12 protein-coding genes are annotated in these 14,420 nt (G+C 69.8%); 5 read left to right on the top strand and 7 right to left on the bottom strand.

Going from position 1 to position 14,420, the window contains the following annotated elements; translation table 11 throughout:
• Positions 1-140: 140 nt before the first annotated feature.
• Positions 141-473, top strand: coding sequence for a hypothetical protein (locus C8E96_RS23450; protein ID WP_091368044.1), 333 nt, complete (start codon positions 141-143; stop codon positions 471-473).
• On the opposite strand, the gene C8E96_RS23445 is transcribed toward C8E96_RS23450, so the two are convergent.
• The 3 genes from C8E96_RS23445 to C8E96_RS23435 are packed head-to-tail and all read right to left on the bottom strand — an operon-like array spanning position 454 to position 3,543.
• Complete coding sequence (locus C8E96_RS23445; RefSeq protein WP_091368039.1) at positions 454-2,007, bottom strand: alpha/beta hydrolase family protein; 1,554 nt, start codon at positions 2,005-2,007, stop codon at positions 454-456. The two genes, C8E96_RS23450 and C8E96_RS23445, sit on opposite strands and share 20 nt — an antisense overlap.
• A 59-nt stretch (positions 2,008-2,066) precedes the next feature.
• Positions 2,067-2,474: a hypothetical protein gene (locus tag C8E96_RS23440; protein ID WP_091368034.1), complete on the bottom strand. Its 408-nt coding sequence runs from the start codon at positions 2,472-2,474 to the stop codon at positions 2,067-2,069.
• A gap of 49 nt (positions 2,475-2,523) precedes the next feature.
• Positions 2,524-3,543 (bottom strand): AraC family transcriptional regulator, encoded by a 1,020-nt coding sequence (locus C8E96_RS23435; protein ID WP_091368029.1) that lies wholly within the window; start codon positions 3,541-3,543, stop codon positions 2,524-2,526.
• Positions 3,544-3,645: 102 nt separating this feature from the next.
• On the opposite strand from C8E96_RS23435, the gene C8E96_RS23430 reads away from it, so the two are divergent.
• The 3 genes from C8E96_RS23430 to C8E96_RS23420 are packed head-to-tail and all read left to right on the top strand — an operon-like array spanning position 3,646 to position 7,403.
• Complete coding sequence (locus C8E96_RS23430; protein ID WP_091368026.1) at positions 3,646-5,100, top strand: flavin-containing monooxygenase; 1,455 nt, start codon at positions 3,646-3,648, stop codon at positions 5,098-5,100.
• A 20-nt stretch (positions 5,101-5,120) separates the two neighbouring features.
• Positions 5,121-6,785, top strand: a complete 1,665-nt coding sequence (locus C8E96_RS23425; RefSeq protein WP_091368022.1) for a GMC oxidoreductase — start codon at positions 5,121-5,123, stop codon at positions 6,783-6,785.
• 9 nt (positions 6,786-6,794) lie between these two features.
• On the top strand, positions 6,795-7,403 hold the full coding sequence (locus C8E96_RS23420; protein ID WP_228769561.1) for an acetoacetate decarboxylase family protein: 609 nt from the start codon (positions 6,795-6,797) through the stop codon (positions 7,401-7,403).
• Here C8E96_RS23420 and C8E96_RS23415 read toward each other — a convergent pair.
• The 4 genes from C8E96_RS23415 to C8E96_RS23400 are packed head-to-tail and all read right to left on the bottom strand — an operon-like array spanning position 7,394 to position 12,769.
• Positions 7,394-9,196, bottom strand: a complete 1,803-nt coding sequence (locus tag C8E96_RS23415; RefSeq protein WP_091368016.1) for a dipeptide ABC transporter ATP-binding protein — start codon at positions 9,194-9,196, stop codon at positions 7,394-7,396. The genes C8E96_RS23420 and C8E96_RS23415 overlap by 10 nt on opposite strands.
• Positions 9,193-10,026, bottom strand: a complete 834-nt coding sequence (locus C8E96_RS23410) for an ABC transporter permease (protein WP_091368014.1) — start codon at positions 10,024-10,026, stop codon at positions 9,193-9,195. The genes C8E96_RS23415 and C8E96_RS23410 overlap by 4 nt, the downstream gene beginning before the upstream one ends.
• Entirely contained in the window at positions 10,023-11,093 is a 1,071-nt protein-coding gene (locus C8E96_RS23405) for an ABC transporter permease (protein ID WP_228769560.1), read from the bottom strand. Before C8E96_RS23405 ends, C8E96_RS23410 begins: the two co-directional genes overlap by 4 nt.
• Entirely contained in the window at positions 11,090-12,769 is a 1,680-nt protein-coding gene (locus tag C8E96_RS23400; RefSeq protein ID WP_091368011.1) for an ABC transporter family substrate-binding protein, read from the bottom strand. The genes C8E96_RS23405 and C8E96_RS23400 overlap by 4 nt, the downstream gene beginning before the upstream one ends.
• Before the next feature lie 199 nt (positions 12,770-12,968).
• Here C8E96_RS23400 and C8E96_RS23395 point away from each other — a divergent pair, with 199 nt between their 5' ends.
• Positions 12,969-14,240 (top strand): MFS transporter, encoded by a 1,272-nt coding sequence (locus C8E96_RS23395; protein WP_166658087.1) that lies wholly within the window; start codon positions 12,969-12,971, stop codon positions 14,238-14,240.
• Positions 14,241-14,420: the final 180 nt, after the last annotated feature.

The raw sequence follows: 14,420 nt of genomic DNA, 5'->3' as shown, positions 1-14,420 counted from the left end.
CGGCGCTGCAAGGGGAAGTGCGCACCGTCTCGGCCCAGGCGGCACGGGGTGACCTTGCCCGCGCCGTGTCTTGCCGCCTGGGGGTCGGCAAGGCACGCCGCGGGAGAGCGCCCCCTTCAGCGAAGGCGAGCGACCCGTCCATGCGCAAGTTCCTGATCGTGCTGGGCCTGGTGGTGATCGCCGCCGGGGTGGCGCTGTCGATCATCGCGCTGGTCACCGCGGAGGATCAGTCCCAGGGCTGGCAGAACAACGTCGGCCAGTCGACCTGCGTCGTCGACACCGAGACCACGCCCGCGGCGCAGCGGTGCCAGTTCACCATCAAGACGCCGTACCAGGGCGAAATGTCGCTGACCGGGCTCACCCTCGCCCTGACCGGCATCGGCGTCGAGGTCGCGGCGCTGGCGCTGGTCGCGAAACCGCCCGCACCGCCGTATTTCCCGAACTTCGGGCCGGTCACCGCACGGGCAGGTTGACCACCACGTCGTTGAGCGCCATCGCCCCGGGCAGGCGGCTGCCATGCCCGAAGGACATGTCCGAGAGCGGCGACACGGTCAGGTAGAGGTGTTTGCCCGCGGGCACATCCACCGCGACCGACGGCAACTCGACACCCGTGCGCGTCTTGCCCAGGACGATGCCGGGTTCACGCAGCGGCAGCATGTTGTTCTGCACGATCTGGGCGTCCAGCGGCGAGGTGCCGACGGACAGGGCGAGCATCAGCCTGCTGTCGAGCGAGAGCGAGGTGACTTTCGCGTCGAGCGTCGGTGTCCCGGCGATGGTGATCGGGCCCGAGGCGATCGGGTAGTGCAGCGGCAGCCCGACGCCGACCGTGCTCACGACCGAGCCCAGCCGCACGGACTGGGTGGCGGCGGTGTCGGTCAGCGTGACGCAGCGGCCGCCCAGGGTGGCCAGGTGGTAGTGCCCGCGCCCGCCGAGTCCGGTCGACTTGCCTTGCAGTTCCTCTTGGAAGAACCGCAGCGACAACGCCCGGAAGCCGCTGTCGTTCAGCTTCTTCGAGCACGGGTCGTCGGTGGGCAGACCGCCTTCGGCCGTCGCGGCCAGGAACGCGGCGGCGTCAGGCGCGCCCATGGGAAGCACACTGGGCAGCGTGTGCCCGCCGTTGTAGCCGACCAGGATGCTACGTGCGCGGGCGCCGGGAGTCAGTGCCCGCTGGAAGTTCTTCAAACCTTGATCCAGGGGGAACAGGTTGTCGGTCTCGCCCTGTCCGAACAGGACCGGGATGTTCAGCTTGCGCCCCTGCGAGACGTGCCAGGCGGGACCGTTTTTCGCGATGAACGCCGCCAGGTTCGGCGGCCAGTTGCCCGTCGCCGCCGCTTCGACGAGGCCCACGGTCGCCGCTTGCGGGTTCGCGGCGGACGGCGTGCCTGCCGCGTAGAGCAGCAGAGCCCACAGGGTTCGCGGAACCCCTTGCGGCGCAAGGCTTTCACCGAGGTCATGCCAGGTGATCTCGGGGGCGAGCGCGTCGAACCGGGTGGCGCCGCGGTCGCGGAGTTCGCTGAACGCGCCGACGAACTGGTAGCCGCCGCCGTAGGAGCCGCCGATGGCGCCGATCACCGGGTCGCCCGGTCGCTGGGTCTTGACCCAGTCGAGCCCGGCGACCACGTCGACGAGCCGCTGCACGTCCTGGCCCTCGAGGTCCGGGTTCTCCAGTTGGGCGACACCCCCGCTCTCCCCGAATCCGCGCTGGTCGAAGCTCAGCACCCCGAAGCCGGCGCCCAGGAAGTCGGCGAAGCCCTCGGGCGCGGTGGCGCGGCTGCCGCCCCACCCGTGGCTGTGGAAGACCACCGGCACCCGGTTCGCGCTGGAGGCGCTCTCGGGGCGGAAGATCGTGTAGCAAATCTGGACCGGCACGGTCGTCCCCGGATCAGGCACGCCCGCGACGCAGCCGTTCACGACCGTCGGCGCGGCCTGCGAAACCGGCGCCGCCACCACCGTGGCCACCGCGGCGGCCAACACCGCGACCAGGACGCGCGCGAGCTGAGACCCCATGACGACTCCGTTCCGTGCGGCGACGATGCCGCACGGATAACGAGCCAGTCAGCCCGCCGTCACGCGGTGTGCCACCAGACCTTGTACCGATGCACGTAAGTCCCCATGGGCGTGCGGCAGCTTCCGTCGACCACGTACCGGTTGATCTGGTCGCCCCAGAGGTGGTAGCGGGTGTGGTACTGGCAGTTCGCGTAGGCGCTCCAGCGGGTTCGGTCTCCGGTGAACCCCTCGAAGGCCCAGTGGCTCAGGTAGGAGATCCGGTTCGGCGGAGTCACCAGCGCCTCGATCTCCGTCTCAGCGACCTCATCGTCCTCCGCCAAGTCCTCCGCCGACTCGGGGTCCAACTCGACCGTGGGCTCCGCCAAGAGGTCAGGCGTGATGTAGTCCAGTTCGCCGGGCTCGACACCGAGGAACTCGGCCGTCGCCTCGATGGAGCGCTCCAGTGGGACCTGCGCGTCCGTGGTCATGGGCCACCTCCCACCCGGAGTATGACGCCGATCACACCCAGTCGCAGGTTCACCGACGGAGAAACGCCGCGGGAGTCGTGCCCTTCCACCGCTTGAACGCGTAGATGAAGCTCGACGCCTCGGCGTACCCGAGGCGCAGCGCCACGTCGTGGACCGACAGGGCGCCGGTCGCGAGCATCTCCTCGGCCAGCGTCTCGCGGACCTCGTCGAGCAGCGCGCGGTAGCTCGTGCCCGCGTCGTCGAGCTTGCGGCGCAGGGTGCGTGGGCTCAGGGCGAGCGCGCGGGCGACCTCGTCCATGGTGGCGGCGCCGCCCACCTTGATGAGACGGTCCCGGACCTCGCGTGCGACGCCGGTTCGGGCCCGGTTGCGGGCGACGAGGTCGCGGCACTGCGCCTCGCACAGCGCCACGGTGTGCTCGTCGCCCTGCGGGAGGGGTTGGTCGAGGTTGAGGTCGACGGCGGCGAGGTTGGCGGGCGCGTCGAACGTCGGGTGCACGCCGAACGCCTCGTCGGGCCAGCCCGGCGGCTCGGGGAACGCCAGCTCCAGCCAGCGCAGCCGGATCGGTTCGGACAGCAGGTCGCTCATCACCTTGTACATCGCCGACATGTCCCGTTGGACCAGGAAGGCGCGCACGTCGGCGGGGACCCGGTCGTCGTGCAGCTCCCAGCGGATCTCGTCGCCGTCGACGTGCACGACCGGGATGCAGAAGGCGAAGCTGAGGTCCCAGTAGCGCAGCGCGAACGCGATCATGTCCCGGACGGTGGGGCTGCTGACACAGGCGAAGCCGAAGATCCCGAACGTGGTGACCCGGTAGCGGAACCCGACCTCCACACCGAGCGCGGGCCGTTTCCCGAGCAGGCGGACGAGGTTGCGGACGACGGCGAGTTCCTGGTGGGCGTCGAGCTGCGCGTCCGGCCTGGCCAGGGCCGATTCGGTGAGGGCGCTGCCGCGCAGCACGTCGGCCGCCGCGACGCCATGGTCCTCGGCGAACCGGATCATCAGCAGCACGCTGCCCGCCGCCCGCGGGAAGGTCCATTCGGCGACGACGGGCCGCCCAAGCTCCACCATGGCCGAAAGTATGGATCAGAACGTCCCCGAATGGCCGAAAATCTCGATTTCTCGGCCGCGGTTCTCTTAGCCGATGGCCGCGACCAGCCCTAACGTGAGGACATGACGCAGACGCCACAGGTCGTGATCATCGGCACCGGGTTCGGCGGGATCGGCATGGCGATCGAGCTCAAGCGGGCGGGCATCGACTCGTTCACCATCCTGGAGAAGGGCACCGAGGTCGGCGGCGTCTGGCGGGAGAACACCTACCCCGGCGCGGCCTGCGACATCCCCTCGCCCTACTACTCGTTCTCCTACGAGCCGAACCCCACGTGGCCCTCGCGGTTCTCCCGGCAGCCCGACATCCAGGACTACCTCAAGCGGGTGGTGGACAAGTACGGCCTCGGTCCGCACCTCCGCTTCGGCGTCGAGGTCACCGCCGCCACCTTCGACCAGGGCCGCTGGCAGCTCGACACCGCCGCCGGGGAGCGGATCACCGCCGATGTCCTCGTGCCCGCCACCGGCCAGCTCTCCCGGCCCGCCATGCCGAACATCCCGGGCGTCGAGTCGTTCGCCGGACCCGCGTTCCACTCGGCGACCTGGGACCACTCGGTGGACCTCACCGGCAAGCGCGTCGCCGTGATCGGCACCGGTGCCAGCGCCGTGCAGTTCGTCCCCGAGATCCAGCCCAAGGCGGCCCGGCTGACGGTCTTCCAGCGTTCGGCGCCGTGGATCCTGCCGCGCCCCCAGGTCGAGTACCGGCCGTGGCAGCGCGCGATGTTCCGCGCGCTTCCCGTCACCCAGAAGGCGGAACGGTTCGCGTTCTGGCTGCTCTGCGAGGTGCTCTCGCTGGCGCTGGTCGACATCAAGCCGATGGGGCGGGCGGTCGCGGCGCTGTCCCGGTTCCAGCTCCGCAGGCAGGTGCCGGATCCGGTGCTGCGCGCCAAGCTCGCCCCGGACCACGAACCCGGCTGCAAGCGCGGCCTGTTCTCCGGCGATTACCTGCCCGCCCTGGGCAGGCCGAACGTGTCCGTGGAGACCGCGGCGATCACCGAGATCGTCCCCGAAGGGCTCCGCACCGCGGACGGGGTCGTCCATGAGGCCGATGTGATCGTCTACGGCACGGGCTTCAAGGCGACGGAGTTCCTGGCGCCCATGGCCATCCACGGCGTCGACGGGCAGAAGCTGGCCGACACCTGGAGCGAGGGCGCGCACGCCTACCTCGGCATGGCGGTGCCGGGATTCCCCAACCTGTTCATGATGTACGGGCCGAACACGAACCTCGGGGTCGGCTCGATCGTCTACATGCTGGAGTCGCAGGCACGCTATATCCGCCAAGCGGTGCTCCGGCTCGACGGGCGGTCCTCTTTGGAGGTTCGGGCGGACGTCGCCGAGGGGTACGACCGCAGGATCCAGGCCCGGCTCGCCCGGTCCGTGTGGACGACCTGTTCGAGCTGGTACCGCACCGCGGCCGGGCGGATCACCAACAACTGGCCGGGCACGGTGAGCGCGTACCGGCTGGCCACGCGCACACTGGACCCGGAGGACTACCACCACACGGCGTGGGAATCGGCGTGAGCCGAGGAAAGCAGGTACGGATGCCCTCGTTCGACTACGACGTGGTGGTCGTCGGTTCCGGTTTCGGCGGCAGTGTCAGCGCGTTGCGGCTGACCGAGAAGGGATACCGGGTCGCGGTCCTGGAGTCGGGCAGGCGGTGGGAGCCGAAGGATTTCCCGAAGTCCAACTGGCACCTGCGCGACTCCATCTGGGCGCCGAAGCTGGGACTGACCGGTCCGCAGCGGGTCAGTGTGGTCGGCAAGTGCGCGATCTTCAGCGCCTCCGGGGTGGGCGGCGGCTCGCTGATCTACGGCAACACGCTTTACGAGCCGCTGGAGAACTTCTACACCGACCGGTCGTGGTCGCACATCACCGACTGGAAGAGCGAACTCGCGCCGTACTACGACCAGGCCAAGCGGATGCTGGGCGTGGCGACCAACCCGCGGATGACGCCTGCCGACGACGTGCTGCGGCAGGTGGCGGTGGAGCTGGACGTCCTGGACACGTTCCACCCGACGCAGGTCGGCGTGTTCTTCGGCGAGGAGGGCAAGCGGGTGGCCGACCCGTACTTCGGCGGTGTCGGACCGGAACGCACCGGCTGCACGCACTGCGCCCGGTGCTTCACCGGCTGCCCGGTCGGCGCGAAGAACACCACGACGACGAACTACCTCTACCTCGCCGAACAGGGCGGTGCGGAGGTCCACCCGATGACCACGGTGACCGAGGTCAAGCCGGTCGACGGTGGCTATGAGATCACCGCCGTCCGCTCGGGCAGGCTGCTGCGCAAGCAGCGCCGGACGTTCACCGCCGAGCAGGTGGTGTTCTCCGCCGCCGCGTTGGGCACGCAGAAGCTGTTGCACGCCATGAAGGACAGCGGCACCCTCCCCCGGATCTCCGACCGCCTGGGCGAGCTGACCCGCACCAACTCCGAGGCCATCCTCACCGCGACCAGCCGCACCCGCGACGACTTCGCCCAGGGCATCGCGATCACGTCGTCGATCCACCCGCGGCCGGACACCCACATCGAGGTCTGCCATTACGGCGTCGGCCAGAACGCCATGTTCGCCCTCGCCGCACCCATGGTCGACGGCGGCCGGATGCGGCTGCTCCGCTTCGTGCTGATGGTGCTGCTGCACCCGTTGCGGTTCCTGCGCTCCCTGCGTTTCCACAAGGCTTCGGAGCGGTCGGTGATCCTGCTGGTCATGCAGTCACTGGACAACTCGCTGACGTCGTTCCGCAAGCGCGGCCTGTTCGGCAAACACCTCTCGACCCGGCAAGGCGGCGGCGATCCGAATCCGACCTGGCTCCCGATCGGCCATGAGGCCGCCCGCCATTACGCGGACAAGATCGGCGGCGACGCGCTCGGGACGTACATGGACGTGGTCAACATTCCGTCCACCGCCCACTACATCGGCGGCTGCGTGATCGGCGACTCGGCGACAACCGGCGTCGTCGACCCGTACCAGCGGGTCTACGGTCACCCGGGCCTGCACGTGGCGGACGGTTCGGCGGTGACGGCCAACCTGGGCGTCAACCCGTCGCTCACGATCACCGCGCAGGCCGAGCGGGCCATGTCGTTCTGGCCCAACAAAGGCGAACCGGACCCACGGCCCGAACTCGGGTCCGGATACCGGCGGATCGACCCGGTCGTCCCGGTCCGCCCCACCGTCCCCGCCACCGCCCCCGGCGCCCTGCGACTGGTTTAGGAGTCCATTGTGGAGAGTTATCCGCCGCAGCCGTGGGAGATGGTCGGCCAGGCGTACATCTCGGCTTGGCGTTTGCCTGTCGCCGCGTTGCCCGCCCTGCCCGCCGGGGTGCGCCCGATCGTGGTGGGCGGCAGCGGCTTCGTGGTGACGGCCTGGGTGGACTACCAGGAGGGCGGGGTGCTGAGCTACCGCGAACTCATGGCGACGGTGCCGGTCCGCGCGGGCCTCGCGGCGTCGATCACCCACATCTGGGTCGACAGCCCAGTGTCGCTCGCGGGTGGGCGCGAGCTGTGGAACATCCCGAAGGACCTCGCCGAATTCGAGCTGGCCCACCGGCCGCGCTTCACCGCGAGCGCCCGGTCCGCCGACGGCCCGATCGCGGAAGCGGACTACCAAGTCCTTGGCAGGCTGCCGTTCCGGTTGCCCACGGCCTTCTCGGTCATCCAGGAAGGCCCGAAGAAGAGCCCGGTCAAGGTCACCGGCCGGCTGGCGGCGGCCCGTTCGTCCTGGAAGATCGACCCGAACGGTCCACTGGGCTACCTCGACGGCAGGCGCCCCTTCGCCTCCTTCGCCCTGCTTGACTTCCGCATGCGCTTCGGCCGGGCCCCTCAGAGCTGATCGACGTGGTGGCACGCGACCTGTTGCGCACCGACCGGCACCAGCACGGGTTCCACCTCCGTGCACAAAGCGCGATCGGACGACGATAGCGACACGAACACCGGGCACCGACCGCGAAACGCGCAACCGCCGAGTGCCTCCACCGCACTGGGCAGCTCCCCCGCCAGGGTCAACCGCTCACGAGCCCGTTCGGCCCGAACGTCGAGCAACGGCGTGGCGGCCACCAGCGCCCGCGTGTACGGATGCACCGGATCGTCAAGCACCGCACCGGCAGGCCCCGTGTCCACGATCCGCCCGAGATACATCACCGCCACCCGTTCCACGGACCGCCGGGTCAGCGCGATGTCATGGGACACCATCAGAAAGGCCAGCTCGAGCCGGTCACGCAACTGGTTCAACAGGTCCATGATCCCCGCCCGCAGGACCGTGTCCAGCGCCGACACCGGCTCGTCGAGCAACACCAGCCGAGGCCCAGGCGCCAACGCCCTGGCGATCGCCACCCGTTGCCGCTGCCCGCCGGACAGCTGCCCGGGAACGCGCCCCGCACTGTCTCCTGGCAGGTCGACCAAACCGATCAGCTCGGAGACCCGCTCGCGGCACTCGCGTCTCGCGACGCCCTGGATTCGTAACGGTTCGGCGATCAGGTCGGCCACGGTCATCCGCGGGTTCAGTGACGCCGTCGGGTCCTGCAGCACCACTTGCACCTCCCTGCGCAGCGCGTCGCGCGGACGGGAGCGCAGGGTGGCCAGGTCGTGGCCGAGGAGTTCGACAGTGCCCGCCATCGGCTTGCGCAGCCGAAGGACCTCGCGCAGGACGGTCGTCTTGCCGCAGCCCGATTCACCAAGCAGGGCCATGGCTTCACCGGCGGCCAGGTCGAGGGTCACCCCGTCGACGGCACGCAGCGTCCGGGTTCCGCGCCGGGTCAGGCCAGTGCGCATCGGGAAGTGCCTGCGCAGGCCATCGATCCGCAGGACCAGCTCGCGTCGGTCGGATACTTCCTGGGTGGGCCGGGGCGTGAGGTCGGTGGTGAGCATCGCGCGCAGCTGATCGCTGCGCGGGTGGTCGAAGACGGTGGCCACCTCGCCGTGCTCGACGAGCTTGCCGTGGTGCATCACGGCCACCCGGTCGCAGGCCCGTGCGACCACGCCCAGATCGTGGGTGATCAGCAGCAATGCCGTTCCGGTGATGGTCCGGACGTCCTCGAGCAGGTCGAGGATCTGGGCTTGGATGGTCACGTCGAGCGCGCTGGTCGGCTCGTCGGCGATGATGAGATCGGGTTCGTTGGCCATCGCCATGGCGATGGCGGCGCGTTGGCGCATGCCGCCGGAGAACTCGTGGGGCAGCGCGGTGGCCTGCCGGTGCGGTTCGGCGATGCCGACCAGCTCCAACAGCTCGACCGCTCGGGTGAACGCGGCCCGCCTGCCGACGTTCGGCTGGTGGATCGTGATGGCCTCGGCGATCTGGGCGCCGACGCTGACGACCGGGGTCAGCGCGGCGAGCGGGTCCTGGGCGACCAAGGCGACCCGGTTGCCGCGGATCGCCGACATTTCGCGATCACGCAGGCCGAGTAGCTCGTTCCCGGACAGCAGGACCGAGCCGCGGACCGCCGCGGCGCCCGGAAGCAGACCCATGATCGCGTTGGCGGTGGCCGACTTGCCGGACCCGGACTCGCCGACGATCGCGACGGTCTCCCCCCGGTCCACGGTCAGGCTCAGGTCGTCCACCGCGACCGTCTCCCCCGCGCGGTGTCGGAACGTGACGGTGAGGCCGCTGATCTCCAGCAGGGCACTCATGGGTTCCTCTTCTCGTCGTGGCCGCCGCGCAGTCCTTCGCCGAGCAGGCCGACACCGATCACGGTCGCCGCGAGGAAACCGACCGGGGCGAGGAACACCCAGGGGAAGGTGAGCGCCGATCCACTGCCGACGGACACCAGCGTGCCCAGCGAGATGTCGGGTGCCTGGACGCCGAAACCGAAGTAGCTCAGGCCCGCCTCGGCCAGGACCGCCGTGGCGACGTTCATCGTGCAGTCGATGATCAGCAGCGGCGCCATCTGCGGCAGCAGGTGCCGGAACACCACGCGCCCGACGGAAGCACCCATGTACTCCGCGGCGGCGACGAAGTCCGCCGACCGCAGGCTGCGCGCGCGGGCACGGACCACCCGCGCGGTCAGCATCCACTGGAACCCCGCGATGAGCACGACGAGCAAGAGCCAGGACTGTCCGCGCAGGGCCGGGGAGATCACCGCGACGATGAGGATCGGGGGCAGCACGAGCAGGATGTCGACCGCGGCCATCAGCACTCGGTCGACCCGCCCGCCGAGGTAGCCCGCCAGGGTGCCGACGACCGCTGAGAGCACGGTGGTCACGAGCGCCGCCAACAGCCCGATCACCAGGGACTTCTGCAGCCCCCGCAGGCACTGCGTGAGGACGTCCTCGCCGAGCCGAGCCGTCCCAAGTGGATGGTCAGCCGACGGCGGCGCGAACAACGCGGTCAAATCCTGTTGCGCATAGCCATAAGGGGACAAGGCAGGGCCGATGACCGCCGCGGCCGCGAGCAGGACGAGCACACCCGCGCCGAGTGCCGCGGTCCGAAGGGGGCCGCGGTCCACAGGTACCAGCGTCATGAGCGTCCCCCGCGCACGCGTGGGTCGAGCAGCACCAAGGCCAGGTCGGCGATCCAGCCGACGACGACCACGAGCACCGCCATCAGCAGGGTCGTCGTGGCCACCACCATGGCGTCCTGGTCGTGGATGCTCGCCAGCATCCAGTCGCCAAGGCCGTGCCAGCCGAAGATCCGCTCGGTGAAGACACCACCCGCCAGGTGCAGCCCGAAGCTGAACGCGACCAGCGCGGTCATCGGGATCAGCGCCATGCGCAGGCCGTGCCACAGCACGGCCTGGCCGCGGCGAAGCCCCTTGGCCCGCGCCGCGCGGAGGAAGTCGCTGTGCAGCACCTCCAGCATGGCCGCGCGCTGGTAGCGGCTGTAGAAGGCGATCTGCGGCAACGCGATGGTGATCGTGGGCAGCACCAGGTGCCGCACCCGGTCGCCGAAAGCGGCCCAGCCGGACAGGTCGGCACCGGGCGTGGTCTCCCCGGAGAACGGGAGCAGGTCGGTGCCCGCGGCGTCGTTGACGGGCAGCCACAACAGTTTGAGGACGGTGCCGAGCACGAACACCGGGATGGCCAGCAGGACCAGTGACGTGACCATCGAGACCCGGTCCGAGATCCGCCCCGCGCGCACCGCGCCCCAAATGCCGAACGCGATACCGAAGACAACGGCCAGCACGCTGCCGGGGACGAACAGGCGCAGGCTGGTGCCCGCCCGCCGCCACACCTCGTCGGCGATGTCGTTGCCCGCCACGGTCACCCCGAAGTCGCCGGTGACCGCCCCGGACAGCCACCCAAGGAAGCGCAGCGGGATCGGCTGATCGAGCCCCAGCGCCGACGCCCGCGCGTCAAGGACGGCCTGGGGCGTCGGAGGCTGCGTCGAGCGCAGTTCGGCGAGCGGGTCGAAGCTCAACGAGGCGACGGCGTAGGTCAGGAAGGTCGCCGCCACGCACAGCGCGAGCCAGCCGGACAGGCGGATGACCAGTCGCCCGCCCATCCGGCCCTGCGGCCACTCGCGCTTGCGCGCCGCGACCACGGCAGGCGCGCGAGCGCGAGTGTCCTGGTCGTCGTCGACGACGGTCACTTAAGGAATCCGGCCGTGGCGAATCCATAGGCGCCCAGACCGCGAGCGCCGTAGTTGGCGAGGTCCTTGCGCACCGCGTACGCGCCGGACTCCGGGTAGAGGGGCAGGTGGTGGGCGTGCCGCCAGGCCAACACGTCGATCTCGTTGGCCAGCGCGTCGCGCTTGGCCGGGTCCAGTTCGGCGATGGCCCGGTCGTAGAGCGCCTCGATCCCCGGGATGTGGACTCGGCCGAAGTTGTTGCCGTACTTCGTGCCGACCGGCTGCTGGAACACCGGACGGTCATGCGAGATCGGGTACGGCGACTTGGTCCAGTCGAAGGCGATGAGGTCGAAGTTGCCCGGCAGCAGGTACGTGTCGTGGAAGCGCTCGGCGGGCACGCTCTCGACCTTCGCCTCGACGCCGATGGCCGCGAGCTGCTCGGCGATCAAGCCGGATACCGTGCGCCCGGTGGGCGTGGCCGCGACCACGAACCGCAGGCTCAACGGTTTGCCGCCCTTGGCCCGGAACTTGCCTTCCAGCTTCCAGCCGAGCTCGTCGAGCTTGGCCTTGGCCGCGTTCGCGTCGAACGGGGCGACACTCGAATTGTCCTTGTAGCCCGCGTATCCGGGCGGGAGGACGTGGTTGCCCACGGCCTTCGCCCCGCGCACCATCGGGCCGACGAGCACCGTGGTGACCGCCTGGGGATCGATGCCCCTGGCGATGGTCGTGCGCAGCGCCTCGTCGCTCAGCAGCGCGCCTTCACCGCCGTTGAACGTCAGCTGGCCCGCCCGCCGCTCCGTGGCCTGGCGGATCTCCACACCGGGAATGTTCGACGCCCGGGTGAACAGGTCGAGGTCCGCGCCGATCGGGTAGATGTCGATGCCGCGGTTGGCCAGTTCGTCGGCCCGCGCGGCCGGGGCGAGCACCCGGAAGATCACCCGGTCCAGCGGCGGCTGCTCACGCCACCACTTGGCGTTGCGCCGCAAGGTGATCGTCTTGGCGGTGGCGTCGATGGCCGCGAGCTCGAACGGGCCCGAGGTCACCGTCGGTCCGGTGAGCCAGCCCTTGTTGAACACCTCGGGGCTCTCGGTCAGCTCCTTGGGCACCAGCGGCCGGAACAGGCCCGGCCAGTCGGCGTACGGGCGGGTGAAGGTGAGGACCGCCTCCTTGTCGGATGCGCCGCGCTCCACGCTCGCCACGTCCTGGTACCCGACGTGGTTGTTGACCTCGTAGCGGGTGTCCTCGCCCTTGAGCGCGCGCCAGTGCCCCCGCAGATCCTCCCAGCTGAGCGGCCTTCCGTTGCTCCACACCGCGTCGGCGGCGATGGTGTAGCGGACGACCTGCGGCGCGGTGGCGACGATCTCGGCCTTGTCGAAGAAGTTCCGGTTCAGCACCGGCACCCCGTCGGCACCGTCGACGAACGCGGTCGGCAGGATCGCCTCGGCGATCTGGTAGTTCACCACCCGGGCGCCGTTGACCTGCTTGGGGTTGTAGTTGGTGGGCAGCGCGTCGATCGGGACGCGCAGGTCACCCCCGTCGCGCAGCGCGGACCGCGGCTGGGCGTTCACCTGCGGCCGATCGCCGCCCGCCCGCTCGCCTTGCGCGGTGGCCGGTCCGCCCGTCGCGCAGCCCGATAAGGCCACCGTGGCGGCGACGAAGGCGCCACCCAACGCGGTCGCCGCACCCCTGAAACGCATGTTGACTCCCCACCCTCCGGCACCCGCCGGCATCGATCCCGTCATCGCGGCGGTGACCTTAGCGCTAAGGGTAACCGTTTTCAATAAGCACCCCCATGATGATCCATTGATTCTCGCAAACGCGACAATGGTTGTCATTGTCCGTGTTAGCCTCCGTCGACAAGCTCGCCCCGCGGGGGCTCCGGTGAGTGAGGTTGGGATGACGACAGCAGCTACTTCCTTACGGCACAACAAGAACTTCACCAGGTTCTGGTTAGGCGAGACGGTCTCGCTGTTCGGCGTCCAGGTGACCAACCTGGCCCTGCCGCTCACGGCCGTCCTCGCTCTGCAGGTCTCCCCCGAGGAACTCGGGGTGCTGCGCTCGTTCGCCTTCCTGCCGTTCCTGTTCCTGGCGCTGCCGTTCGGCGTGCTCGCCGACCGCAGGCCGAAGCGGCCGCTGATGATCTACGCGAACGCCATCCGGGCGGCACTCGTCGGCCTGGTCCCACTCCTGGCCGTCATGGACGCGCTGACCCTGCCGCTCCTGGCGGCCATCGTGCTCGGCATCGGCGTGTGCACGGTGCTCTTCGAGGTGTGCTGGCTGTCCTACGTGCCCGTCATCGTCAGCCAGGAGCACCTGGTCTCGGCGAACGGCCGGGTGGCGGCCAGTTCGTCCGCCGCCGAGTTCGCGGGCCCCGGCCTCGGCGGCCTGCTCGTGCAGGTGTTCACCGCGCCGTTCGCGCTGGTCGCCAACGCCTTCTCCTACCTCGTCTCGGTCGCCTGCCTGTGGTCCATCCGGGTGCCCGAGGACGTGCGGCCGTCGGCGAAGCGGCACATCGGCAAGGAGATCGCCGAGGGCATCAGCTTCATCGTGCGGCAGAAGTACCTGCGCGTGCTCGCGGTCACCGGGGCCGCGTTCAACTTCTGCTACATGTTCGTCGAGACGCTGTTCGTCATCTACGCCGTCCGCGACCTGCACTTCGGCCCCGGGCTGATCGGCCTGATCGTCGCCATGAGCGCCGTCGGCGGCCTGCTCGGCGCCTCGTTCGCCGCCACCCTGGTGAAGCGGTACCCGTTCGGCCGGGTCTACCTGGTCGCGGTGGTCATCGGCTACGGCGGGCCCTTGCTCATCCCCGCGGTGACGGGCCCGGACCTGCTGGTCGTCATCACCGTGACAACCGGGTTCTTCCTGATGCGCGCGGGCCTGGCGGTGTCCAATGTGGCCGGTGTCAGCCTGCGGCAGGCGGTCACGCCGCAGGAGCTGATGGGCCGGATGACCGCGGGCATGCGCACCCTGATGTGGGGCATCGGCACGACCGGCGCCATCGCGGGCGGCGTGATCGGCGGCGCGCTCGGACTGCGCGCGGGTCTCTGGGTGGCGGCCTTCGCCTTCCTGCTCGCCGCGGTGCCGGTGCTGCTCTCGCGCATCCCGCGACTGCGTGAGATGCCGTCGAAGGAGCAGGTCACCCCGGAGACCGAGCACGTGGGCTGACGCGAGCGGGCGGTGGACCGGCCTTCCCTGCCTCCCGGCAGCGAAAGTCCGGTCCATCGCGCATTCTTCGGCCGGACGAATAACGTTTACCCAAGGCACGGCACACGACATATAAACAAATGCATATGTGCGCCTATCAGGATATGGAATCGATTCGACTGACCGGACCAGTCCCGGTCG

Origin of the sequence: Actinokineospora alba (genome assembly GCF_004362515.1) — a bacterium.
In the GTDB taxonomy this organism is placed as follows: Bacteria; Actinomycetota; Actinomycetes; order Mycobacteriales; family Pseudonocardiaceae; genus Actinokineospora; species Actinokineospora alba.
Note: the sequence above shows the minus strand (reverse complement) of the source record. Positions and strands in the feature narration are given on the sequence as shown.